The 22,401-nt window shown below is 50.9% G+C and carries 14 protein-coding genes, 14 tRNA genes and 3 rRNA genes; 26 read left to right on the top strand and 5 right to left on the bottom strand.

Annotated elements, in window-relative coordinates:
- Positions 1 to 69: 69 nt before the first annotated feature.
- The 3 genes from MKX70_RS01540 (at position 70) to MKX70_RS01530 (ending at position 2,350) form a co-directional block, all read left to right on the top strand.
- Positions 70 to 510 carry a HEAT repeat domain-containing protein gene (locus tag MKX70_RS01540; protein WP_039306501.1) on the top strand — a complete coding sequence of 147 codons (441 nt, stop codon included), beginning with the start codon at positions 70 to 72 and terminating at the stop codon, positions 508 to 510.
- Between the two features lie 268 nt (positions 511 to 778).
- On the top strand, positions 779 to 1,351 hold the full coding sequence (locus MKX70_RS01535; protein ID WP_042232645.1) for a hypothetical protein: 573 nt from the start codon (positions 779 to 781) through the stop codon (positions 1,349 to 1,351).
- A gap of 108 nt (positions 1,352 to 1,459) precedes the next feature.
- Positions 1,460 to 2,350 carry a CPBP family intramembrane glutamic endopeptidase gene (locus MKX70_RS01530; protein ID WP_042232647.1) on the top strand — a complete coding sequence of 297 codons (891 nt, stop codon included), beginning with the start codon at positions 1,460 to 1,462 and terminating at the stop codon, positions 2,348 to 2,350.
- 155 nt (positions 2,351 to 2,505) lie between these two features.
- Here the strand turns inward: MKX70_RS01530 and MKX70_RS01525 are convergent, their stop codons facing one another.
- Positions 2,506 to 4,041, bottom strand: a complete 1,536-nt coding sequence (locus MKX70_RS01525; RefSeq protein WP_042241523.1) for an acyl-CoA synthetase — start codon at positions 4,039 to 4,041, stop codon at positions 2,506 to 2,508.
- A 365-nt stretch (positions 4,042 to 4,406) separates the two neighbouring features.
- Between MKX70_RS01525 and MKX70_RS01520 the strand changes: the two genes are divergently transcribed.
- Together MKX70_RS01520 and MKX70_RS01515 are read left to right on the top strand one after the other, a co-directional pair.
- On the top strand, positions 4,407 to 4,946 hold the full coding sequence (locus tag MKX70_RS01520; RefSeq protein ID WP_197073103.1) for a GNAT family N-acetyltransferase: 540 nt from the start codon (positions 4,407 to 4,409) through the stop codon (positions 4,944 to 4,946).
- A 124-nt stretch (positions 4,947 to 5,070) separates the two neighbouring features.
- Complete coding sequence (locus MKX70_RS01515; protein ID WP_042232648.1) at positions 5,071 to 5,787, top strand: stalk domain-containing protein; 717 nt, start codon at positions 5,071 to 5,073, stop codon at positions 5,785 to 5,787.
- Positions 5,788 to 5,943: 156 nt separating this feature from the next.
- On the opposite strand, the gene MKX70_RS01510 is transcribed toward MKX70_RS01515, so the two are convergent.
- The gene (locus MKX70_RS01510; RefSeq protein WP_076248006.1) at positions 5,944 to 6,069 is read right to left on the bottom strand and encodes a DUF4023 family protein; all 126 of its coding nucleotides are present in this window, start codon (positions 6,067 to 6,069) and stop codon (positions 5,944 to 5,946) included.
- A 276-nt stretch (positions 6,070 to 6,345) separates the two neighbouring features.
- On the opposite strand from MKX70_RS01510, the gene MKX70_RS01505 reads away from it, so the two are divergent.
- From MKX70_RS01505 to MKX70_RS01410, 20 genes are all read left to right on the top strand, one after another.
- A complete protein-coding gene (locus MKX70_RS01505) occupies positions 6,346 to 6,993 on the top strand; it encodes a TetR/AcrR family transcriptional regulator (protein WP_052415974.1) in 648 nt (215 codons plus the stop codon).
- A gap of 40 nt (positions 6,994 to 7,033) precedes the next feature.
- Positions 7,034 to 8,209 carry an Acg family FMN-binding oxidoreductase gene (locus MKX70_RS01500; RefSeq protein WP_231637767.1) on the top strand — a complete coding sequence of 392 codons (1,176 nt, stop codon included), beginning with the start codon at positions 7,034 to 7,036 and terminating at the stop codon, positions 8,207 to 8,209.
- 400 nt (positions 8,210 to 8,609) lie between these two features.
- Positions 8,610 to 10,167: ribosomal RNA gene (locus MKX70_RS01495) — 16S ribosomal RNA — on the top strand.
- A 388-nt stretch (positions 10,168 to 10,555) separates the two neighbouring features.
- Positions 10,556 to 13,486 (top strand): 23S ribosomal RNA (locus tag MKX70_RS01490).
- A gap of 77 nt (positions 13,487 to 13,563) precedes the next feature.
- A 5S ribosomal RNA gene (rrf, locus tag MKX70_RS01485) occupies positions 13,564 to 13,680 on the top strand.
- Together the 16S, 23S and 5S rRNA genes with 14 tRNA genes alongside form the textbook arrangement of a ribosomal RNA operon.
- Before the next feature lie 63 nt (positions 13,681 to 13,743).
- A tRNA-Ile gene (locus MKX70_RS01480) sits at positions 13,744 to 13,820 on the top strand.
- Between the two features lie 3 nt (positions 13,821 to 13,823).
- Positions 13,824 to 13,899 (top strand) — tRNA-Asn (locus tag MKX70_RS01475).
- 3 nt (positions 13,900 to 13,902) lie between these two features.
- Positions 13,903 to 13,992 (top strand) — tRNA-Ser (locus tag MKX70_RS01470).
- A gap of 50 nt (positions 13,993 to 14,042) precedes the next feature.
- Positions 14,043 to 14,117: transfer RNA gene (locus MKX70_RS01465), tRNA-Glu, on the top strand.
- Positions 14,118 to 14,233: 116 nt separating this feature from the next.
- A tRNA-Val gene (locus tag MKX70_RS01460) sits at positions 14,234 to 14,309 on the top strand.
- A 33-nt stretch (positions 14,310 to 14,342) separates the two neighbouring features.
- Positions 14,343 to 14,416: transfer RNA gene (locus MKX70_RS01455), tRNA-Met, on the top strand.
- Positions 14,417 to 14,423: 7 nt separating this feature from the next.
- Positions 14,424 to 14,501 (top strand) — tRNA-Asp (locus tag MKX70_RS01450).
- Between the two features lie 94 nt (positions 14,502 to 14,595).
- Positions 14,596 to 14,670, top strand: a tRNA-Gln gene (locus MKX70_RS01445).
- A 27-nt stretch (positions 14,671 to 14,697) separates the two neighbouring features.
- Positions 14,698 to 14,773: transfer RNA gene (locus MKX70_RS01440), tRNA-Lys, on the top strand.
- A 16-nt stretch (positions 14,774 to 14,789) separates the two neighbouring features.
- A tRNA-Leu gene (locus tag MKX70_RS01435) sits at positions 14,790 to 14,873 on the top strand.
- A 7-nt stretch (positions 14,874 to 14,880) separates the two neighbouring features.
- Positions 14,881 to 14,955, top strand: a tRNA-Gly gene (locus MKX70_RS01430).
- Between the two features lie 10 nt (positions 14,956 to 14,965).
- A tRNA-Arg gene (locus MKX70_RS01425) sits at positions 14,966 to 15,042 on the top strand.
- A 152-nt stretch (positions 15,043 to 15,194) separates the two neighbouring features.
- Positions 15,195 to 15,268 (top strand) — tRNA-Pro (locus MKX70_RS01420).
- A 12-nt stretch (positions 15,269 to 15,280) separates the two neighbouring features.
- A tRNA-Gly gene (locus tag MKX70_RS01415) sits at positions 15,281 to 15,351 on the top strand.
- A gap of 257 nt (positions 15,352 to 15,608) precedes the next feature.
- Complete coding sequence (locus MKX70_RS01410; protein WP_042232652.1) at positions 15,609 to 16,559, top strand: helix-turn-helix transcriptional regulator; 951 nt, start codon at positions 15,609 to 15,611, stop codon at positions 16,557 to 16,559.
- 94 nt (positions 16,560 to 16,653) lie between these two features.
- On the opposite strand, the gene katA is transcribed toward MKX70_RS01410, so the two are convergent.
- The 3 genes from katA to glgP all read right to left on the bottom strand — a co-directional run bounded on the left by katA (position 16,654) and on the right by glgP (position 20,972).
- Positions 16,654 to 18,105 (bottom strand): catalase KatA, encoded by a 1,452-nt coding sequence (gene katA, locus MKX70_RS01405; RefSeq protein WP_042232654.1) that lies wholly within the window; start codon positions 18,103 to 18,105, stop codon positions 16,654 to 16,656.
- A 337-nt stretch (positions 18,106 to 18,442) separates the two neighbouring features.
- Entirely contained in the window at positions 18,443 to 18,967 is a 525-nt protein-coding gene (locus MKX70_RS01400; protein ID WP_042232656.1) for a discoidin domain-containing protein, read from the bottom strand.
- Positions 18,968 to 19,355: 388 nt separating this feature from the next.
- Complete coding sequence (gene glgP, locus MKX70_RS01395) at positions 19,356 to 20,972, bottom strand: alpha-glucan family phosphorylase (protein ID WP_340839410.1); 1,617 nt, start codon at positions 20,970 to 20,972, stop codon at positions 19,356 to 19,358.
- 291 nt (positions 20,973 to 21,263) lie between these two features.
- Between glgP and rbsK the strand changes: the two genes are divergently transcribed.
- Positions 21,264 to 22,232: a ribokinase gene (gene rbsK / locus MKX70_RS01390; protein ID WP_340839409.1), complete on the top strand. Its 969-nt coding sequence runs from the start codon at positions 21,264 to 21,266 to the stop codon at positions 22,230 to 22,232.
- Positions 22,233 to 22,401: the final 169 nt, after the last annotated feature.

Here is a 22,401-nt window from a genome sequence, read left to right as displayed (position 1 = left end):
CTGTAGAATTGCACTATGTAAGATAAACGTTCTATATATCAGATTTAACCAAGAAGGGGATTGTATCGTTTGAATAATGAAGAAGTAATCCAAGAGCTGCCAGAGAATTATGAGGAACTGAAGAAAGCCGCCGGCCGCTCCGCAGATTGGAGAGCGCGTCTTGAAGCAGTGGAAGAGCTGGGCCGCTACAACCACAAACAAATTATTGATATCCTTAATCGTCTGATGATCAGCGATCCTGTATATACCGTTCAAGAAGCCGCGTACAACAAGCTGAGAGCCTTCGGCGAAGAGGTCAAGGTTCCGTCGAAGAACAAGGCCGAACTGTTCAGAGGGGTATCGAAGATTATTCTGCGGATTAAGAAGAGTCTTCCGAAAGACCATTCTTACGAAGAGTTCAAAGAGAAGCTCAAGAAGATGCGGATTGACGTCTACGATGCCTACGAAGGCGAGAAGGGCGAGAATTTCGATGAATGGCTGGAGAAAATGTGGGTTTCGGCTACCAAATAGGTAGAGCACAGCAAGCGGAGAGATGGGGGGTCCTTCCTTATCGATCCGCTTTTTGGTGTGATAAGTGGAAGGATTATGAGTATTGGAAGGATGCTGTGGACTGGGAGTCATTTCCACCAGGGGGATGATTGCGGACCGGCTGCGGGAAGAAATTCATAAGTATAAAAGCCTGCCGGCTCCCAACCGGGATGGCCGATGATGTTCATACAGGTGCACTGTAAGCCGGCATTTGCTATATAACTATTTCACTCAAGAAAAGGATGATTTCATGCTTACTCCTAAATTTCAGGAATTCCTGGAGCTGTCCGCGCATTTGCGGCCCGGCTACACCGCCAGTCTGGGCAAGGCCCAGGCAGGAGGTAGTGCCGCTATTTCAGAGTATGCCCCCGAGGTTCCTCTGATTTTACAGGCAATCTATGACACTGTTCTGGGAACGGGCAGCAGCGAAGAGGACCCCAGCCTGGTTGAATTCATTCCGGGCTACCGGCTGATTCATATCGGGGAATACGGCCAGGAGGTGGCGCTACTGTCAGGTATCCTGCAGGAGAAGGGCTATGCCGGCGGCGGGGTCGTGCTGCCGCTGCTGACGAACTACGGCAGTGATTTTATCTGCTACTACCGGTCTGAGGATGGGGTCGAGCGGGTATGCGACCTGCTGCATGACTACGGCGATTTGGTGACCATGTATGATTCACCGGAGAAATTCCTGGAGACCCTGTGCGAATTCTATAAGCAGGAGGTATATTTCCTGGATGAAGAGGGCTACCTGGACTGTGATCTGGTAACGGAAGGCGAGGTAGGCGCGACACTGAATCCGGATGCGAAGTACTGGTCGGAGTAAGAAGCTGCAGCTCTGGATTATTTGGCATATATTCAATTGTTTTGCAGGGCCCTTCCCTTTCGGTCCGTCTAAAGGATGAGAGGATGAGGAAGGGAAGGGTGACTGCACATGCAATTTCTATTCAGGAACCGGAACGGGCAGCTCAGAGCAGGCTGGGAGATTTTATGTGTCGGCGGGGCTATTGCGCTTCTAACGGTAATTGTCTCCTTTGGTCTATCGCTGCGCGTGGGTTCCACAGGACTATTCGATCCGGACGGCTGGGTGCGTGTCTTCAAATCTACAGCCATCTATTCGTTTATTGCCGTGTGTTATACGGTACGAATAATACATAAGCGTCCGCTGTCCAGCATTGGACTGTCCAGGCCTGACGGCAAGAGATTCGCTGCCGGCTTCGCAGGCGGAGCACTGCTGCTATCCTCCATTCTGCTGGTGCTATGGGGTCTGGGGAATGCTTTGGTTCAGGGAGAGTGGTCACAGCCCCGGTTCGGACAGCTCGATGCGGCGGATATTGTGATTACGGCACTGCTGGCCGGAATCTGCGAAGAGGTGATATTCAGAGGATACCTTCAGCAGCTGCTGTCCTCAAGGCTCGGTATTCCGGCCGCAGTGGGCCTGACCTCCATCTTATTCTCGCTTGCCCATATGGCGAATCCCGGATATAGCTGGATCAGTGGACTGAATATCGTGATTATCGCTTTAATCTTCTCTTGGGTTACTCTCCGGACAGGCAATTTGTATGCTGCGATGGCGCTGCATATTTCCTGGAATCTGTTCCAGGGCTACATATATGGCGTTGCGGTGAGCGGGAATACGCCCAAAGGGATCTATTCGATATCCTTACAAGGAAATGATCTGCTGACCGGGGGCAAGTTCGGCCTGGAAGGGAGTCTGGTCACCACACTTATTCTTGTCATTCTGTATACAGCGTTGCTGCTTCTGTCCAGCGGCAAATGCGGTACAAGGATACAGAGACGGGAAGGTTCGATTCGTATTCGATAGAGCTTAAGGCTGTCTTGAGGTAAAAGCACAAAAATCCCCGTTCCTACGTCACTGTAGGAACGGGGATTTTATTGTTTCCGCTAGTTAGAAACTGCCCTTACCGGCGCGCTTCCAATCAACAGGAGCCAGCCTGCTGCTGCCGGCCAAGCTGCTGCCTACTCTTGCGCAGCCTTCTTCTCCTGCTCACGCAGCTCGATTCTGCGGATTTTGCCGGAGGTTGTCTTCGGTAGATCCGTAATGAATTCGATTTTGCGCGGGTACTTGTAAGGTGCAGTCTGTTCCTTGACATGGGACTGCAGCTCTTTGGCCAACTCCGGTGTGCCGGCATGGCCGTCCTTGAGCACGACAAAAGCTTTGACGACCGAGCCGCGGATCTCGTCAGGACTGGCTACCACTGCGCATTCCTTGACCAGGCTATGCTTCATTAATGCTTCTTCTACTTCAAACGGCCCGATGGTATAACCAGAGCTGATGATGATATCATCCCCGCGGCCTTCGAACCAGAAGTAGCCGTCCTCATCCTTGCGCGCCCGGTCGCCGGTTACGAAATACTCCCCGTGCGAGCAGTTTGCTTTGCGCTCCGGATCTTTGTAGTAATTCTGGAACAGGGCAGGCATGCTCAGATGCACGGCGATATCACCTACGACCCCGGCAGGAAGCGGATGTCCTTCCTCATCGATTACTTCAACAATACCGGGAGCGATTGATTTACCCATGGAGCCGACACGGATCGGCTCATCCTTCAGCGCCGCGATGATCAGGGTGCTCTCAGTTTGTCCATAGCCGTCGCGGATCGTAATATCGAAGTGCTGCTGGAAGGTGTGAATAACTTCCTGATTCAGCGGCTCACCGGCGGATACCGCACAACGCAGATTCGACAGATCGTACTGGGCGAGGCCTTCAGTTTTGGCCATCAGACGGTACTCTGTAGGTGTGCAGCACAATACCCCGATCTTCTCATCCTGCAGCAGCTGAAGATAACGGTCCGGATGGAAAGGGCCATTATAGACGAAGCCGGTAGCCCCGTTGCCGAGTACAGTGAGGAATGGACTCCAGATCCACTTCTGCCAGCCCGGCGCGGCCGTTGCCCAGACAGTATCCGATTCACGGATATCCAGCCAGAGGGAAGAGGTGATCCGCAGATGCGCATATCCCCAGCCGTGGGTATGGACTACGGCCTTCGGGTTGCCGGTTGTGCCGGAAGTATAGGCCAGGATGGCGATATCGTCCCGGCGGCTGGCAACCGCAGGGAAGGAGTCGGATTGTCCGTCCATCAGGCCTTCCAGGTCTACCCAGCCGTTGCCAAGCTCAGCTTCGCCGACAGACAGGCGATAGTCCAGTGAAGGCAGATCTTCGGCGATCTTGTTTACTTCACCGGTAACCTCCGACCAGACAATGACCGCGCGGGCTTCGGAGTGGCGCAGCCGGTAGGACAGATCCTTGGCCCGCAGCATTTCAGAAGATGGAATAACGGCAAGTCCCAGCTTCAGGCAGGCCAGATAGATGACGTAGGCGATAATGCGGCGTGGTACCATAACCAGGACACGGTCCCCTTGCTTCAGACCGAGACCTGACAGCCCCCCGGCCAGACGGTTAGCCTGAGCCATAAGCCGTCCATAGGTGATTTCTTCGAAATCCCCGTTCTCTTGTAACCATTTTAGGGCAACCTTATCTTCAGGATGCTGCTCCATTTCCGAAGTGAGATTGTAGAATTCAGGTGCGATCCAGCGTTGATTATCCAATTGAACCTCTCCTATGCAAACATGATGATGTATCTGATAAATATAGTATAGCACGTTCTCCTAGTACCAGATGCTAAATCGCCATAACGGTACCGAAGAATGTTCTGTGACAGCTTTTATTTTTGATCCTAAGGTTCCGGTAGGCGCATCTATGGACTAGGCCCATCAGATGATGCCTCCGGGTATCTTTTATATAAGCAGGTCCAGACATGTCTAATGTAGCTTCCGATGAAGTTATTCAGACAGGAATTACGGGTAAAATAAAGAGCAAGACGCTTCACACAATAGAAACAGCAGAAAGCGGGCAGCAGAAAATGAGCAATCAGTCGCCAATCAGCGGAACAACCTTTGATGAGATATTCGCCATTATGGAAGCTTCTTTTCCGGCAAGTGAGATCAGAACCTATAGCGGGCAGCGGGCTTTGCTGGCGAATCCGAATTATCACCTGTATACCGACAAGGATGCAGAGAACCGGACGCTCGCTTTTATGGCCGCCTGGGAATTCCCTGAATTGCGGTTTGTTGAGCATATTGCCGTTAACCCGGATATACGGGGCGGGGGAATCGGCAAGAAGCTGATGAACCGCTATATCAGCCGTTCGGACAAGCCGGTGGTTCTAGAGGTGGAGCCGCCTGAGGGGGAAATGGAACAGCGGAGGATCGGATTCTATGAGCGGCTGGGCTTTTATCTGAATCCGTACCCTTATGTGCAGCCGCCGCTGCGCGCGGGTCAAGCTGATCTGCCGCTGCGCATCATGACCTATCCCCGGCCAGCTACTCTGAAGGAATTCCAGCGGTTTAGAGATATCCTGTACACCGAGGTGTATCAGATTACGGTCCCGAACAGACGTTAACCCCTGGTGCAGATTCGGAATTACTTCTTTACAATCCGGATACAAGTTAGAAACAAGTTAATGGTTTAATGAATCTATAGCAAGGGACACTACAAACAACACACACACAAGGGAGACGATAATAATGAAGAGCAAAAAAATGATCATAGCAACCATGGTATTCGGAATGGCTATTACGGGTTCAGCAGGTGTATATGCAGGAACGAATATGCAGAAGATCAGCGCGTACCTGAACCACAGCATCGGCTTCAAAGTAAACGGAGCGGCTTACACGCCGGTAGACGGCAATGGCAAAACACTGTCACCAATTACTTATAATGATACAACTTACCTTCCGGTCCGGGCGCTGGCGGATGCACTGAAGGTGCCGGTAACCTTCAATGCTTCTACTAACCAGGTTATTCTGGGCAGCGGAACGGCAACACCAACACCAGATAACGGTTCTGCTATCACTTTAACGGCAGTACAATACAGTGCAGCGCAAAAAGAACAGATCACCAAGGCGTTCGCTAACTTCGAAGGCTTCGAGACCGCTTATGCTCCGGCACAGATGATCAGCGGCGATGCGTTCCAGAAGGTTGTAGGCGGCGATGACGGCGTGAGCTTCCTGTTCAATAAAATGCGGGTGAATGTATCACCGCGTGACTATTCTTACGATTATGACGGAACTACCGTGAAGCTATCCAACGGAACTGAAGCGAAATGGTACACACCTTCAGATACAGCTATGCTGACCTTTGCGCTGGCAGACCGGTTTGTAACGATCAGCTCACCTGACAAAACACTCAGCAAAGCACAAATCGAGAAAGTAGCCGTAAGCGTTGCGAAGTTGAATAAATAATCACTACTGCTTCTATAGAGATAGAACACACAGAGAAATCTTCAGAAGCATATTTATAGCATGTTCTCATAGTAAAAAGGGATGTCCGCAGAGCCAGCTGAACTGGTCCTTGCAGACATCTCTTTTTGATATACAGCTCTTGCTGAATGTTGTAGCCTATTTATTGGTGCTGTGCTGTTTGTTCGCAAGGCGTGCGCCCGGTGTTCCTTTGCCCCGGTTTCTGTTCTTCAGCGCTTTCCGCTGATTCTCCTGGAATTTCTCCACGAATTCATGAGTGTCCATTACGGCGGTCCTCCTAAAAGTTTGCTCAGCTTAACCCCAGTGAATATACATTGAACAAAACTCACTCCGGAAGCATAAGCTTCAGTGTTGTTAAGCATAGCTATGAAAGCATACGCTTACGTTTGGTGTAGTTAATTTATCCACTTCGGACTCTTCTCATGCATGCTTATTTCTTTCGAATGTAACCAACCTCACAGACATCAGGACCCCAAAAAGCGCAAAGTAAACTCATAGTTTACTTAATTACATTGCGGTGCAGATTGAGGGGGCGAGACTGTGGGAAGCGTCGAACGCAGAATGAAAGAGAAGGAGATTCGCAGGAACGACATTATAGAAGCAGCGGAGACAGTCTTTTTTGCCAGAGGGTATCAGAATACGACCATGGATGACATTGCTACAGCGGCAGAGTTCAGCAAGAGAACGCTATATGTATATTTCAACAGCAAGGAACAGCTTTACTTTGAGATCATGATCAGGGGCTATAGATTGATGCAAGGGATGCTGCAGCAGGAATTGCTCGAGACGAAGACCGCTAATGCCATAGAAAGCCTTATGCAAATGGGCGAGGTTTTTTACCGTTTCAGCAAAGTGCACCCGGAATACTTCAAGGCCATTATGGAATACGAGACCGCAGAGATTGACTTCGATAGGGGAATCACGGACGCCTCCAGAGAGGAATGTTATGCCTTGGGTGAGACGATGACAGAGTACTTAATCGGGCTAACCCGCAAAGGGATAGAAGAGGGCGTAATCCGTACAAGCCTGAATCCAGTCCAAACCGCGCTGGTGCTGTGGTCTTGTGTGATCGGTGTTTTGAATACAGCGCGGAAGAAGGGGAATTATCTCAGGCAGATGCATTCGACAACACCGGATGAACTCGTAATGGCAGCCTTCCATCTGATGCTTGAGTCTATAAAAGTCTAGAGGAGCGGGTCCATTGAAAGGAAAGAGGCGCATTAAAATATTGAAGCTAATTATTTCGCTTATTGCCGGGCTAGTCCTTGCCGTGTTTGCCTTATTAATGCTCTTTAGCGGGGTCTTCAGACAGCAGCATTACTTGCAGCCTTGGAAGCCGGGCTACTCCGCAGCTATGACAGATCCCAGATTGAGACTGGCCGCACATGGTCTGCTGGCTGCAAGCGGGCATAATATGCAGCCTTGGCGGATCAAGCTGGATCAGAAGAATGATAAAGTGTTTACGCTATATGCCGACAACAGACGTCTGTCTCCGGCGGTCGATCCTGAAGCAAGACAGTTCATGATTTCACAGGGAACCTTTCTGGAATATGTACGGATTGCAGGACAACAGCTGGGTTATCAGGTAGATATCAAACTGTTTCCTGAAGGCGAGTATGATGAGAGCAGACTGGAAGAGAGTATGGCTAGCAAACCAGTTGCACGTCTTACGCTCAATAGCATAAGTCTGGTGAGCCAGCCGCCGCTCTACAATTATTTGTTCCAGCCGGATACCAACAGGGGACCTTATACTTCCGATAAGCTCAGCCTAGCTCAATTGAAGGGACTGCAGAGTATTAATGATATCAGCGGTCTACATATGAATATTGCTCAGGATCCAGGCAATATGAAGATATTGGGGGACTATGCCGTGGAGGCGGCAGTAATAGAGGCTGGTGTAGATTCTGTGATGCAGGAATCCGCACGGATCTTCCGTGCCAATGAACGGGAGAAGAATCAATTCCGTGATGGATTCTCTGTAGAAGGACAGGGGACTAGCGGTATTATGCGCCATATCCTTCAGGGTGCAGTAACTCTGTTTCCATCCATGAACGAAGGGAAAGCCGCTTCGAAGCAGTTTATCAACTCCACAACGGCTTCGGTCAACAGCACACCTGCGTACGCGCTAATTATCAGCGATGACAACAGCCGGATCAGTCAGGTCCGGAGCGGCATGCTCTACAGCCGGTTAACCTTGACCGCCCACCTCGAGGGGCTGGCGATGCAGCCGTTAAGCCAGGTGCTGGAGGAATATCCGGAGATGAGTGTGCTGTACAGCGGAATTCACAGCGTGTATGCCGCTCCAGGTCAGACGATTCAAATGCTGGCTCGTGTGGGTACTCCGCTTAAGACAGCGCCGCTTAGCATGAGGCGGGATGTGCTGGAGCTACTGGACAATAATTAAATCCGTAAATCTGCTAGAGATAGGAACAAGCCTTCACTCTGTGGATATTCTCTATCCTGTTGGATCAAATCCGTGAAGAACCTGGAGTTCAAGGTAATGTACAAAATAGTTTCAAAAAAATGCTTGCAATCACAATCCATACATGATATATTCTATTTCTGGCCGCGAAACATCAACGCCGAGCTCGAAAAGAAGTTGAAAAAAAGAGCTTGCATTGATCGGTTGGATGTGATATATTATAAGAGTTGCTGGTGACGCGGTAGTCGTTGCTGACAACGAGCTTGATCTTTGAAAACTGAACAACGAGTGAGTACCTGGAGATCGCTTCGGCGAGATCCAAAATAGAGAATGAAAATTCTCGTCAGATGTTTCAAAATGAGCAATCGCTCTTTCTAAAACCAATTTGGAGAGTTTGATCCTGGCTCAGGACGAACGCTGGCGGCATGCCTAATACATGCAAGTCGAGCGGAGTTCATTTGAAAGCTTGCTTTCAAATGAATTTAGCGGCGGACGGGTGAGTAACACGTAGGCAACCTGCCCTCAAGACTGGGATAACTACCGGAAACGGTAGCTAATACCGGATAATTTCTTTCCTCTCCTGAAGAGAGAATGAAAGGCGGAGCAATCTGCCACTTGGGGATGGGCCTGCGGCGCATTAGCTAGTTGGTGGGGTAACGGCTCACCAAGGCGACGATGCGTAGCCGACCTGAGAGGGTGAACGGCCACACTGGGACTGAGACACGGCCCAGACTCCTACGGGAGGCAGCAGTAGGGAATCTTCCGCAATGGGCGAAAGCCTGACGGAGCAATGCCGCGTGAGTGATGAAGGTTTTCGGATCGTAAAGCTCTGTTGCCAGGGAAGAACGTCCGGTAGAGTAACTGCTACCGGAGTGACGGTACCTGAGAAGAAAGCCCCGGCTAACTACGTGCCAGCAGCCGCGGTAATACGTAGGGGGCAAGCGTTGTCCGGAATTATTGGGCGTAAAGCGCGCGCAGGCGGTCATTTAAGTCTGGTGTTTAAACCTTGGGCTCAACCTGGGGTCGCACTGGAAACTGGGTGACTTGAGTACAGAAGAGGAAAGTGGAATTCCACGTGTAGCGGTGAAATGCGTAGATATGTGGAGGAACACCAGTGGCGAAGGCGACTTTCTGGGCTGTAACTGACGCTGAGGCGCGAAAGCGTGGGGAGCAAACAGGATTAGATACCCTGGTAGTCCACGCCGTAAACGATGAGTGCTAGGTGTTAGGGGTTTCGATACCCTTGGTGCCGAAGTTAACACAGTAAGCACTCCGCCTGGGGAGTACGGTCGCAAGACTGAAACTCAAAGGAATTGACGGGGACCCGCACAAGCAGTGGAGTATGTGGTTTAATTCGAAGCAACGCGAAGAACCTTACCAGGTCTTGACATCCCGATGAAAGCATTAGAGATAGTGCCCCTCTTCGGAGCATCGGAGACAGGTGGTGCATGGTTGTCGTCAGCTCGTGTCGTGAGATGTTGGGTTAAGTCCCGCAACGAGCGCAACCCTTGACTTTAGTTGCCAGCAGGTAAGGCTGGGCACTCTAGAGTGACTGCCGGTGACAAACCGGAGGAAGGTGGGGATGACGTCAAATCATCATGCCCCTTATGACCTGGGCTACACACGTACTACAATGGCCGGTACAACGGGAAGCGAAACCGCGAGGTGGAGCCAATCCCAGCAAAGCCGGTCTCAGTTCGGATTGCAGGCTGCAACTCGCCTGCATGAAGTCGGAATTGCTAGTAATCGCGGATCAGCATGCCGCGGTGAATACGTTCCCGGGTCTTGTACACACCGCCCGTCACACCACGAGAGTTTACAACACCCGAAGTCGGTGGGGTAACCCGCAAGGGAGCCAGCCGCCGAAGGTGGGGTAGATGATTGGGGTGAAGTCGTAACAAGGTAGCCGTATCGGAAGGTGCGGCTGGATCACCTCCTTTCTATGGAGAATCGTTTCCTGCAACGGAAACATTCAAATCGGAAGCTAAAGCTTCCACAACGAACCTTAGGGTTCAAACACTCACTCGTTGGTCAGTTTTGAGAGTTTAAGCTCTCATCTTTAAACGGTCTGAATTTTCGAACATCACAGTCGTGATTGTCCCGAAATTTCAGCACCTTGATCCTTGAAAACTGGATACCGAAACGAATTTGCGTTTTAGAACATCTTTTAGCTGAAACTTGTGTAAGCAAGTTGAAATAGTTATTAGTCATGCTGAGCGATGGTTTTGGATTATGAGCGACTTTTGGCTTTAAACAGACTAGCGGACGGATTCATCCGGAAGCGCTGTTTAAAACAAGATGAGCGAATGAGCCAATACCGGAGCGATTGGTTAAGCTAATAAGAGCACACGGAGGATGCCTAGGCGCCAGGAGCCGACGAAGGACGTGGCGAACAACGAAACTGCCTCGGGGAGCTGTAAGCAAGCTTTGATCCGGGGGTGTCCGAATGGGGAAACCCAGCTGTGGTAATTCGCAGTTACTCGTATCTGAATACATAGGATACGCAGAGGCAGACCAGGGGAACTGAAACATCTAAGTACCCTGAGGAAGAGAAAACAATAGTGATTCCGTCAGTAGCGGCGAGCGAACGCGGAACAGCCTAAACCAAGGGGCTTGCCTCTTGGGGTTGTGGGACGTCTCACATGGAGTTACAAAGGAATATGGTAGGTGAAGAGGTCTGGAAAGGCCCGCGATAGAGGTAAAAGCCCTGTAGCCTAAACTGTGTTCTCTCCGAGACGGATCCCGAGTAGTGCGGGGCACGTGAAACCCCGTATGAATCCAGCAGGACCATCTGCTAAGGCTAAATACTACCTGGCGACCGATAGTGAAACAGTACCGTGAGGGAAAGGTGAAAAGCACCCCGGAAGGGGAGTGAAATAGAACCTGAAACCGTGTGCTTACAAAAAGTCAGAGCCCTATTACTGGGTGATGGCGTGCCTTTTGTAGAATGAACCGGCGAGTTACGTTTAACATGCAAGGTTAAGTCGAGAAGACGGAGCCGCAGCGAAAGCGAGTCTGAATAGGGCGAATGAGTATGTGGACGTAGACCCGAAACCGTGTGATCTACCCCTGTCCAGGGTGAAGGTGCGGTAACACGCACTGGAGGCCCGAACCCACGCATGTTGAAAAATGCGGGGATGAGGTGGGGGTAGCGGAGAAATTCCAATCGAACTCGGAGATAGCTGGTTCTCCCCGAAATAGCTTTAGGGCTAGCCTCGGTGAATGGAGTGGTGGAGGTAGAGCACTGATTGGGTGCGGGGCCCGCAAGGGTTACCAAGCTCAGTCAAACTCCGAATGCCATTAACTTCTTGCCGGGAGTCAGACAGTGAGTGCTAAGATCCATTGTCAAAAGGGAAACAGCCCAGACCATCAGCTAAGGTCCCCAAGTGTGTGTTAAGTGGGAAAGGATGTGGAGTTGCACAGACAACCAGGATGTTGGCTTAGAAGCAGCCACCATTGAAAGAGTGCGTAATAGCTCACTGGTCGAGTGACTCTGCGCCGAAAATGTAACGGGGCTAAACACACCACCGAAGCTATGGCTAGATACTTTGTATCTGGGGTAGGGGAGCGTTGTATGTGGGTTGAAGGTGTACCGTAAGGAGCGCTGGACAGCATACAAGTGAGAATGCCGGTATGAGTAACGAAAAGATCAGTGAGAATCTGATCCGCCGAAAGCCCAAGGTTTCCTGAGGAAGGCTCGTCCGCTCAGGGTAAGTCGGGACCTAAGGCGAGGCCGAAAGGCGTAGTCGAAGGACAACAGTTTGAAATTACTGTACCACCGTAATCCGCTATGAGCGATGGGGTGACGCAGGAGGGTAGTGACGCGGACTGATGGATGTGTCCGTCTAAGCAGTGAGGCTGATGTGTAGGCAAATCCGCACATCAATAAGGCTGGGCTGTGATGGGGAGCGAAAATTGTAGTAGCGAAGGTCATGATCTCACACTGCCAAGAAAAGCCTCTAGCCAGGAGAAGGTGCCCGTACCGCAAACCGACACAGGTAGGCGAGAAGAGAATTCTAAGGCGCGCGGAAGAACTCTCGTTAAGGAACTCGGCAAAATGACCTCGTAACTTCGGGAGAAGAGGTGCCTCGGTAGGGTGAATAGCCCGAGGGGGCCGCAGTGAAAAGGCCCAAGCGACTGTTTAGCAAAAACACAGGTCTGTGCGAAGCCGCAAGGCGAAGTATACGGGCTGACGCCTGCCCGGTGCTGGAAGGTTAAGGGGAGTGGTTAGGGGTTAAACCCGAAGCTGTGAACCGAAGCCCCAGTAAACGGCGGCCGTAACTATAACGGTCCTAAGGTAGCGAAATTCCTTGTCAGGTAAATTCTGACCCGCACGAATGGCGTAACGACTTGGGCGCTGTCTCAACGAGAGATCCGGTGAAATTTTAATACCTGTGAAGATGCAGGTTACCCGCGACAAGACGGAAAGACCCCATGGAGCTTTACTGCAGCTTGATATTGAATTTGGGTACGATCTGTACAGGATAGGTGGGAGCCGTTGAGGCAGGAGCGCAAGCTTCTGCGGAGGCGCCGTTGGGATACCACCCTGATCGTATCTAGGTTCTAACCTAGTACCCTAAGCGGGTACGGGGACCGTGTCAGGCGGGCAGTTTGACTGGGGCGGTCGCCTCCTAAAGAGTAACGGAGGCGTTCAAAGGTTCCCTCAGAATGGTTGGAAATCATTCGCAGAGTGCAAAGGCATAAGGGAGCTTGACTGCGAGACCTACAAGTCGAGCAGGGACGAAAGTCGGACTTAGTGATCCGGTGGTACCGCATGGAAGGGCCATCGCTCAACGGATAAAAGCTACCCTGGGGATAACAGGCTTATCTCCCCCAAGAGTCCACATCGACGGGGAGGTTTGGCACCTCGATGTCGGCTCATCGCATCCTGGGGCTGAAGTAGGTCCCAAGGGTTGGGCTGTTCGCCCATTAAAGCGGTACGCGAGCTGGGTTCAGAACGTCGTGAGACAGTTCGGTCCCTATCTGTCGTGGGCGCAGGAAATTTGAGAGGAGCTGTCCTTAGTACGAGAGGACCGGGATGGACGTACCGCTGGTGCATCAGTTGTTCCGCCAGGAGCATGGCTGAGTAGCTACGTACGGACGGGATAAGCGCTGAAAGCATCTAAGCGTGAAGCCCCCCTCAAGATGAGATTTCCCAACTAGTAAGACCCCTTGAAGACGACGAGGTAGATAGGTTGGAGGTGGAAGTGCAGCAATGCATGGAGCTGACCAATACTAATCGGTCGAGGGCTTATCCAAATTTCTTAGAGCGCAGATTCGTTTCGGATTCAGTTTTCAGGAATCAATTCCTGAAGCATTTACGCTGTAAATGCCCGTTTGGTGGCGATAGCGGAGGGGTTCCACGCGTACCCATCCCGAACACGACCGTTAAGCCCTCCAGCGCCGATGGTACTTGGACCGAAGGGTCCTGGGAGAGTAGGACGCCGCCAAGCGGACAATCCACACACACTGTGGTATTTTTTTTGCCCTTATTAGTTAAATAGGTGTATGAGAACGGGCCTTTAGCTCAGCTGGTTAGAGCGCACCTCTGATAAGGGTGAGGTCAGTGGTTCGAGTCCACTAAGGCCCACCATATTCCCTGATAGCTCAGTTGGTAGAGCACTCGACTGTTAATCGAGTTGTCACAGGTTCGAGTCCTGTTCGGGGAGCCATCTGGAGAGGTGTCCGAGTTTGGCCGAAGGAGCACGATTGGAAATCGTGTAGGCGCCACAAGCGTCTCGAGGGTTCGAATCCCTCTCTCTCCGTAGCTTTACCTTCTCTGTATAGGGATGAGAAAGACAATTTTAAACAGCATGGCTCGTTGGTCAAGGGGTTAAGACACCTCCCTTTCACGGAGGTAACATGGGTTCGAATCCCATACGAGTCACCAATTTCTTCTTCGATTAATGGGATGAGAATTCCCTGGGTTCGTTGAAGCATAGGCATCGTAAGGAATACATCGCAATCTCGTAACGGAGTGGAGAGTATCCCATACGAGTCATACATGGAGGCTTAGCTCAGCTGGGAGAGCATCTGCCTTACAAGCAGAGGGTCGGGGGTTCGAACCCCTCAGCCTCCACCATCTATCTTTAACAGAATAGATCTTTAACATTGACGCGGGGTGGAGCAGCCCGGTAGCTCGTCGGGCTCATAACCCGAAGGCCGCAGGTTCAAATCCTGCCCCCGCAATTAATTTGGAACCGTGGTGTAGTTGGCCTAACATGCCTGCCTGTCACGCAGGAGATCGCGGGTTCGAATCCCGTCGGTTCCGCCATTTTTATTGTATGAAGGTATCAGGGATTGAGCATCCTATATCTCGAAGTATAGAGTATCCACCCGATTCCGTAGTGTCTGCTAATTATTAATATTGGGGATTAGCCAAGCGGTAAGGCAACGGACTTTGACTCCGTCATTCATAGGTTCGATTCCTATATCCCCAGCCATTTCATTTATGTTTATTTCTCTTATGAGAGCCATTAGCTCAGTTGGTAGAGCACCTGACTTTTAATCAGGGTGTCGAAGGTTCGAGTCCTTCATGGCTCACCATTTTCTTATAAAGTGTGCGCGTGTGGCGGAATGGCAGACGCACCAGACTTAGGATCTGGCGTTTCACGACGTGGGGGTTCAAGTCCCTTCACGCGCACCATGTTTTTGCGGACGTGGCTCAGCGGTAGAGCATCGCCTTGCCAAGGCGAGGGTCGCGGGTTCGATTCCCGTCGTCCGCTCCATATAGATTTTGCGCCCTTAGCTCAGCTGGATAGAGCGTTTGACTACGAATCAAAAGGCCGGGAGTTCGAATCTCTCAGGGCGCGCCATTTATAACTTCATTGGATCATCAAAGTGTCCCCAGATTCGAACGAGTTCGTTGGAGCATAGACTTCGATAGAATAACTTCGCAATCGGATGCGAAGCATCCGTATCTCTCAAGGCGCGCCATTATTACTTTGCAGTATAGCTTTTATATTTACGGGATGTAGCTCAGCTTGGTAGAGCACCTGGTTTGGGACCAGGGGGTCGCATGTTCAAATCGTGTCATCCCGATATTTCACCTTTGCGGGTGTAGTTCAATGGTAGAACTTCAGCCTTCCAAGCTGATAGCGTGGGTTCGATTCCCATCACCCGCTTAAATAATAGTTGCAGAAACCCTTGATATTCAAGGGTTTTTGTTTGTTTTATTCCAGGGACACGACAGGTTGATGCTGTTGTGTTTTTTTAGTGTGGGGCGGAAGTGTTACTTACTAAAAATACATAGTATATGCTGGTGGCCGCCCTATGGGCTGGTAATGCTATATTTTGCAGACAGTCATGTTTATATAGACCTGTTATATTAGAACTATGGAAGTACAGGCACTATTTACTTGGAAGTTGAGGAGCATTTATTATGACAGACAAAGTAATACGGATCTTCAAGATTATTAACGCCATCCAGTCGAATCCCGGGATTACGGCTGCGGATCTGGCATTCCGGTGCGAGGTGAATATTAGAACGATTTATAGGGACCTGGATGTGATCAGTCATTTTGCACCGGTGATGAATGAGGGGAGAGGAACGGGGTATAAGTTTATGGGGAAATTCTTCTTATACCCGCTGGATTTCTCCGAGCAGGAGGCGATGGCTTTCTCTCTGTTGCCCTCCGTGCTGGCTCCCGGCAAAATCCCCCCAGGTTTTCTATCTGCCTTTGACAAAGTCATGGGCACACATCTGAAGGAGAAATCCAAACAGAATGGAATGCTTGAGAATATTTCAGATATTATTCAAATGGGCAAGCCTGCGTACCGCAAGGAGAGCCGGAATTTCCTGCAGCCGCTGATCGGGGCGATTATGGAACAACGGCGGATTCGTACGGTCTATCACTCGCAATTGCGGAACGAGACAACGCAGCGGGAGATTGATCCTTATTATTTGATTCCGCGTGACCAGAGATTCTATCTGATTGGCTATTGCCACCTGAAGAGGGCAATCCGCACGTTTCGCATCAGCCGTTTTCAGCAGGTTGAGGTGACGGATACCTCCTTCGACAAAAGGGATTTTAATATTAAACAGTATCTGAAAAACACCTGGTCGATCGACCGGGGCAATAAGAATACGACCTTCAAAGTGCGGTTTCATCCGGAGGTAGCACGTTACATCAAAGAAGAGGAATTGTTCGTTCATCCACGGATGACCGACGAAGAAGACGGAAGTCTGCTGTTTGAAGTCACTGTCAATAATGACAAGGAATTTATCAAGTGGATTCTGCAATATGGTCCTAACGCCGAGATTCTTGAGCCGGCATCCGCGAGACAGGGACTGAGGCAGCAGCTGGAGCAGTGGATGAATGTGTATTATTAGGGAATATACATAGAAAAATGCAAATACGATGATCCCAAGAAACCCCTGACTTATGAAGTCAGGGGTTTCTGTGCGCTGAAGGGTGCAAGTGGAGTTACTCCGGTACCACCAGTCCCAACCCGTCCGCAATACGCCGGCCAAATTCCGGATCAGCTTTGTAGAAATGGCCAATCTGGCGAAGCTTGATCTCATCTGACTCGACAGGAGTCATCGCGCCTACAATATTGCGTACGAGCCGGGCACGCTCCTCTTCACCCAGCAGACGATAGAGATCACCCGGCTGGGTGAAATGATCGTTGTGATCATAAGGGACACTATCGGCTTGGCCGGAGACTGCAAAAGCAGCCGGTTTATCCTGCGGCGATTCAGTTGCCCCGCCGAAGCTGTTAGGCTCGTAATACACGGAGCCTCCGCCGTTATTAGTGTGATTCAGCGCGCCGTCCCGCTGATTATTGTTCACCTCGGCGATGGGCCGGTTAATCGGCAGGTGGTTGTGATTCGCTCCTACCCGGTAGCGGTGGGCGTCGCCGTAGGCGAAGAGGCGGCCCTGGAGCATTTTATCAGGAGAGGCTTCTATCCCTGGCACAAATGATCCCGGAGAGAAGGTAGCCTGCTCTACTTCGGTGAAGTAGTTCTCCGGATTGCGGTCCAGCACCATGCGGCCCACCTCAATCAGCGGGTAATCCTTCTGGGACCATACCTTGGTAACATCAAACGGGTCGAAACGGTAGGTGTCAGCATCCTCTATAGGCATGATCTGCACATGCAGTCTCCAGGCGGGGAAATCCCCTTTGTCGATCGCATTAAACAAGTCCTCTGTATGATAATCCGGGTTATCGCCGGCAATCTGCGCAGCCAGATTAACATCGAGATTCTTGACGCCCTGCTCTGTTTTGAAATGGTATTTCACCCATACTGCCGCGCCTTCTGCATTCACCCACTTGAACGTATGGCTGCCGAAGCCGTGCATATGACGGAGGGTGGCCGGTATGCCGCGGTCAGACATCAGAATGGTAACCTGGTGCAGGGATTCCGGGGAGAGCGACCAGAAATCCCACACAGCGTTCGGGTTCTTCAGATGCGTCTGCGGATGGCGTTTCTGAGTATGGATAAAGTCCGGGAATTTAATTGCATCACGGATGAAAAAGACAGGTGTATTGTTGCCGACGAGGTCGTAGTTGCCTTCTTCGGTGTAGAATTTCACGGCAAAGCCGCGCGGATCGCGCACGGTATCGGAAGATCCCGATTCTCCGGCTACAGTGGAAAAGCGGATGAACATCGGTGTGCGTTTGCCGACTTCAGACAAGAAGGAAGCCTTCGTATATTGGGAGAGATCATTGGTGACTTCAAAATAACCATGGGCACCGGCGCCTTTGGCATGGACGACACGTTCAGGAACACGCTCCCGGTTGAAATGGGCTAATTTCTCCAGCAGATGAACATCCTGCAGCAAAGTGGGTCCGGGGGAACCGGCTGTCATAGAATTCTGGTTGTCACCTACCGGGGCACCCCAGCTTGTCGTTAGTTTGTTATTGCTCTCACTCATGAATACAGTCACCTCGTATTAGGATTTGATTTTAGATTAAGTATAAGTTTTATAATAACAAAAAATTAAATAAAATCAATCCTTTTTTATAATTATTATAATTAACTATATGCGGAAGAAGTTGTGATCATGATAATGCGGACTGCCTCTGGGCACGGAATATATCTCGCAATATTGGATGGCAAGGGCAAGAGCGAGAGAGAGGGAAAGGGAGGTATGAAGCTGAAGAAGTAAGGTGACAACGTCAAAAACCCTCTACGTTAGGCGTAAGAGGGTCTCTATTGCTGCCATCAGTCAGGAAAGCGGCCTGTATCAAATAAGCAGATGTGAGCGTTAATTATTCGTACAGTTCCAGCTCGCCTATAGAAGTGGAGTAAGCGCCGTTGTTGGCGGTAATGACCAGCCTGTAGCTGGTATAGTCACCTGTTGAAGAGAGGTTGAAGTAGTAAGAGGAACCCGGATAATAAAGGCCGGACTGGCTGCTCAGAACGACCCAGCTGCCGCCGTTACTGGAGCCCTGTAGGGTCCAGGTTTTTGGCACATTCGCCTGAGGCTGGGATGAGGTGGTAAGCCTATAGCTGCGTACCTTTTTGGAAGTGCCAAAGCTGTATTGCAGATATCCTGAGCTGCCGCTGGAAGTGGAATAATAGGTGCTGTAATCATGGTCAAAAGCTTTGTAGGCTTCATGGAATGCCCATTCGCTGCTGGCGGAGGCGGTACCCGCCGGACTTGTGTTGGAGGTCATCACTGGAACAAGATTTCCGGCAGCACTGGCTCCGGTTAAGCTGATCGCAGAAGCCATAAGCAGAGTCCCCAAGCCGATACCTACTTTTTTGAAGCTGCCCATTCGTTGCAATTGCATTTGCCCATCTCCCTTTGTAGTGGTTTTACCTGCTTCACTTGTGCGTGTTTGGCCTAAATGAACTCCCGGGAACTTCTAGCCGCTCATCGCCTACCTTATTGTGCAAACGTTTGTAGCACAGTATCACTGTAACCTAAGTGAACTGAAAATATTGTCGGAATTGGACAAGCAGCCAAAAAAAATTGGTTTGGGAAACTGATTTCACTAAGAGTAGGATATTTGCCCGGAATTCCGCTGAAAAGCAGATTAAATGAAGATGATTAATGTTATTAAAGATAAAGAATATGAACTAAAGACTCGTGAAACCTAAAAATTCCCGCCCGCTAAAGCGGGCAGGAGGGAACGAAGAAAGGGCATATAGGAGGAAGCTGCAGAACTGCGACGCGAATCAGCCTTTGATGTACATCCGGTTATAGTATTCATCCAGCATGCGTTTGGTGGCGAACTCGGTGCGGGTGGTCTCAATGCTGCGGTGCATCATCTGCACCCACTTGTCTTTGTTCTCATAGAAGGTCGGCAGAACGCGGTTCAGGAGTGTATCATACAGGGCATCGCTATCGTGCTGGTCAAGTACAGCAAAATCAGTAGTCTCAAAGCCGTCCCCGATCTGCCAGCCGTTCTCGCCGTCTATACAGGCCTCCGGCCACCAGCCGTCAAGGATGGAGCAGTTGAGGACGCCGTTCATGGCGGCCTTCATACCGGAGGTTCCGCTGGCTTCCAGCGGTCTGCGCGGATTGTTCAGCCAGATATCGGAGCCGCGGGTGAGCTGGGCCCCGATGGTCATATCGTAGTTTTCCAGGAAAACTACACTTTTTGGGTATTTTTTCATCATGGCTACGAGGTTGCTGACGATTCTCTTGCCGTTATCATCTAGCGGATGCGCTTTGCCGGAGAAGACAATCTGAACTTTGCCGCTCTCCAGGTAAGGCTCAATCACCTCGGGCTGGGAGAAGATCAGGTCACTGCGTTTGTAGGGAGCCGCGCGGCGGGAGAAGCCAATGAGCAGATTGTCTGCATTCAGGGCAATCCCGGAACGCTCTTCGATGAAGCTGATCAGCTCCTGCTTGATCTCCTTATGCACAGCCCACAGGTCGCCGCCTTCTTCAAAAGCACGCGTCATCCGTTCATCCACCCAGGTAGGCGTATGAATTGCATTGGTAATGCCGATGATCTCGGACCGGCCGGCGACCTCTTTCCACATTTTATTGGCGGTGTCGGCATGGAGCTGGGCAACGGCGTTAGAGATACGGGACAGGCGCAGTCCAGCCACCGTCATGTTGAATGGTTCTCCGCCGATCCGCTCCATCTGCGCGCGGGTTAAGCCGTTAAATGCACCCATGTACTCCAGACGGTCGAGCGGATGGGTCTCATTACCTTCCTTGATCGGTGTATGTGTAGTGAACACAACCTCTTCCCGTGTAGCTTTCCAGGCTTCCTCAAAAGTACTGCCGCCGGACATCTTCTCACGGATCAGCTCAATTGCAGCAAGGGCCGCATGCCCCTCGTTGAAGTGATAGACATCAACCGGAATTCCCAGAGCACGCATGGCTTTGACGCCGCCGATCCCCAGGACAATCTCCTGGGCAATGCGTTCTTCCCCGAACCAGCCATAGAGCTGGCCTGTAATCCAGGCATCACTGTTCTCGGGAATATCGGTATCCAGCAGATAAAGCGGGCTGTTGCCGAAATGCTCTGTTTTCCACACTTTGCAGACGACATCGGTTTTTCTGACTTTTACCGTAACCTTGACGCCGGTATCTTCAAGGAACTCATACTCATAATTATGGTAGGAGTCGTACGGATTGCCGTTTGCATCAATTTTCTGGTCCGTGTAGCCTTGTTTCCATTTGAGTCCGATGGGGATGACGGGAGCTCCTATATCCTTGGCACCTTTGATGTAATCTCCGGCCAGAATGCCCAGGCCTCCGGCGTACATTTTGAAGTCGGAATGGAGCCCGTACTCCATGCTGAAATAAGCTACTGACGGCAGTTGGTTCTCGTTCACTTGATAAGCCTCCTAAATATGATTTAGATTATTATTGGCCAAGCTGCAGGCTTTATCTAAGATGCAAACGTTTGCTCAAAATAATATGTTAGGCTCTGGAAGCGATTGCACACCTATTCTAGCACATTTGTCTTTAAAAAGCACAACGAAGTTTTGATAAAAAATTCTTCAAAGCTTCCATTCATAAAAATTTGATTAACCCGGCTGAAGGCCATAAGATAAGAGGATAACAACCAGTAACGCCGGTGCCGTCCCTTCCATGGAGAAGGTAGCCTTAATGGCGAAGAAACAATGGAAATAAACCAAGTGGTGGTGTTCATGTTGAGTATAGTCGTAATTGGAAGTCTGAATATGGATATGGTAGTACGCGCGAAACGGGCTCCGGAAGCGGGCGAGACGCTGTTTGGCCAGGAGTTCGCATTGTCCCCCGGCGGGAAAGGTGCCAATCAGGCCGTTGCTGCAGCCAGACTTGGCGCAGAGGTAACCATGATCGGCAGAGTGGGCCGGGACTCTTTTGGCAGCGGACTGCTGGAGGTTATGACACAGGAGCAGGTTCACACCGGATATATCACGCAGAGTGAGTCACAGGCTACAGGAGTCGCCTCCATTGTGGTGGACGGAGAAGGCGAGAACCGGATTATCGTGGTGCCCGGTGCGAATGTCGAGATGAAGCCGGCTGATATTGAAGCACTTGAACCGGTTATCCGCCAAGCCGGAATTGTCGTCATGCAGCTGGAGACGGACCTGACTATGGTAGAGGCTGCGGCTGCCGTTGCTTCCCGCCATGGAATTCCGGTGATCCTCAACCCGGCACCGGCTCAGCCGCTCGGAGATGAATTGCTTCATCATGTGACTTACCTGACTCCGAATGAAACTGAGGCGGGCATTCTGGCCGGTATTTCGGTAGAGAGTGTGGATGATGCGGAGCGTGCGGCACGGATTTTGCTGCAAAAAGGGGTTCAGCATATTATTGTCACACTGGGCTCCAAAGGGGCGCTGATTGTGAATGCCGCCGGCAGCCTGCATGTTCCCGGGTTCCCGGTACAAGCTGTAGATACAGTGGCGGCGGGCGACTCCTTCAACGGGGCATTGGCTTGGCAGCTTACCCGCGGGAAAACGCTGGATGAAGCGGTCAGATTCGCGAATGCGGTCGGTGCACTGGCGGTTGGCAAAGCGGGAGCGATTCCTTCGCTTCCAAGATTGCAAGAGGTGAAGCAGTTCCTGCAGGAAGCTGCTGATGCCGAGCCGGGCGCACAGTAGATTTAGCGTAAGGAACGTGTAAACGGTCCTTTGAGATTCGTAAGTTCATTCTGTATAAGGATTCTGGTTAATATATTGCGGGGATTGTTGTATTCTGTGCAGGATTGTCTAACTAACCAGACACGGAATGCTGCGGATAAGCGGGCCGGGCGGTTAATTCACAGGCTTA

The organism is Paenibacillus sp. FSL R7-0312 (assembly GCF_038004445.1).
Classification (GTDB): Bacteria; Bacillota; Bacilli; order Paenibacillales; family Paenibacillaceae; genus Paenibacillus_AQ.
This window is presented reverse-complemented; position numbering and strand designations above follow the sequence as displayed.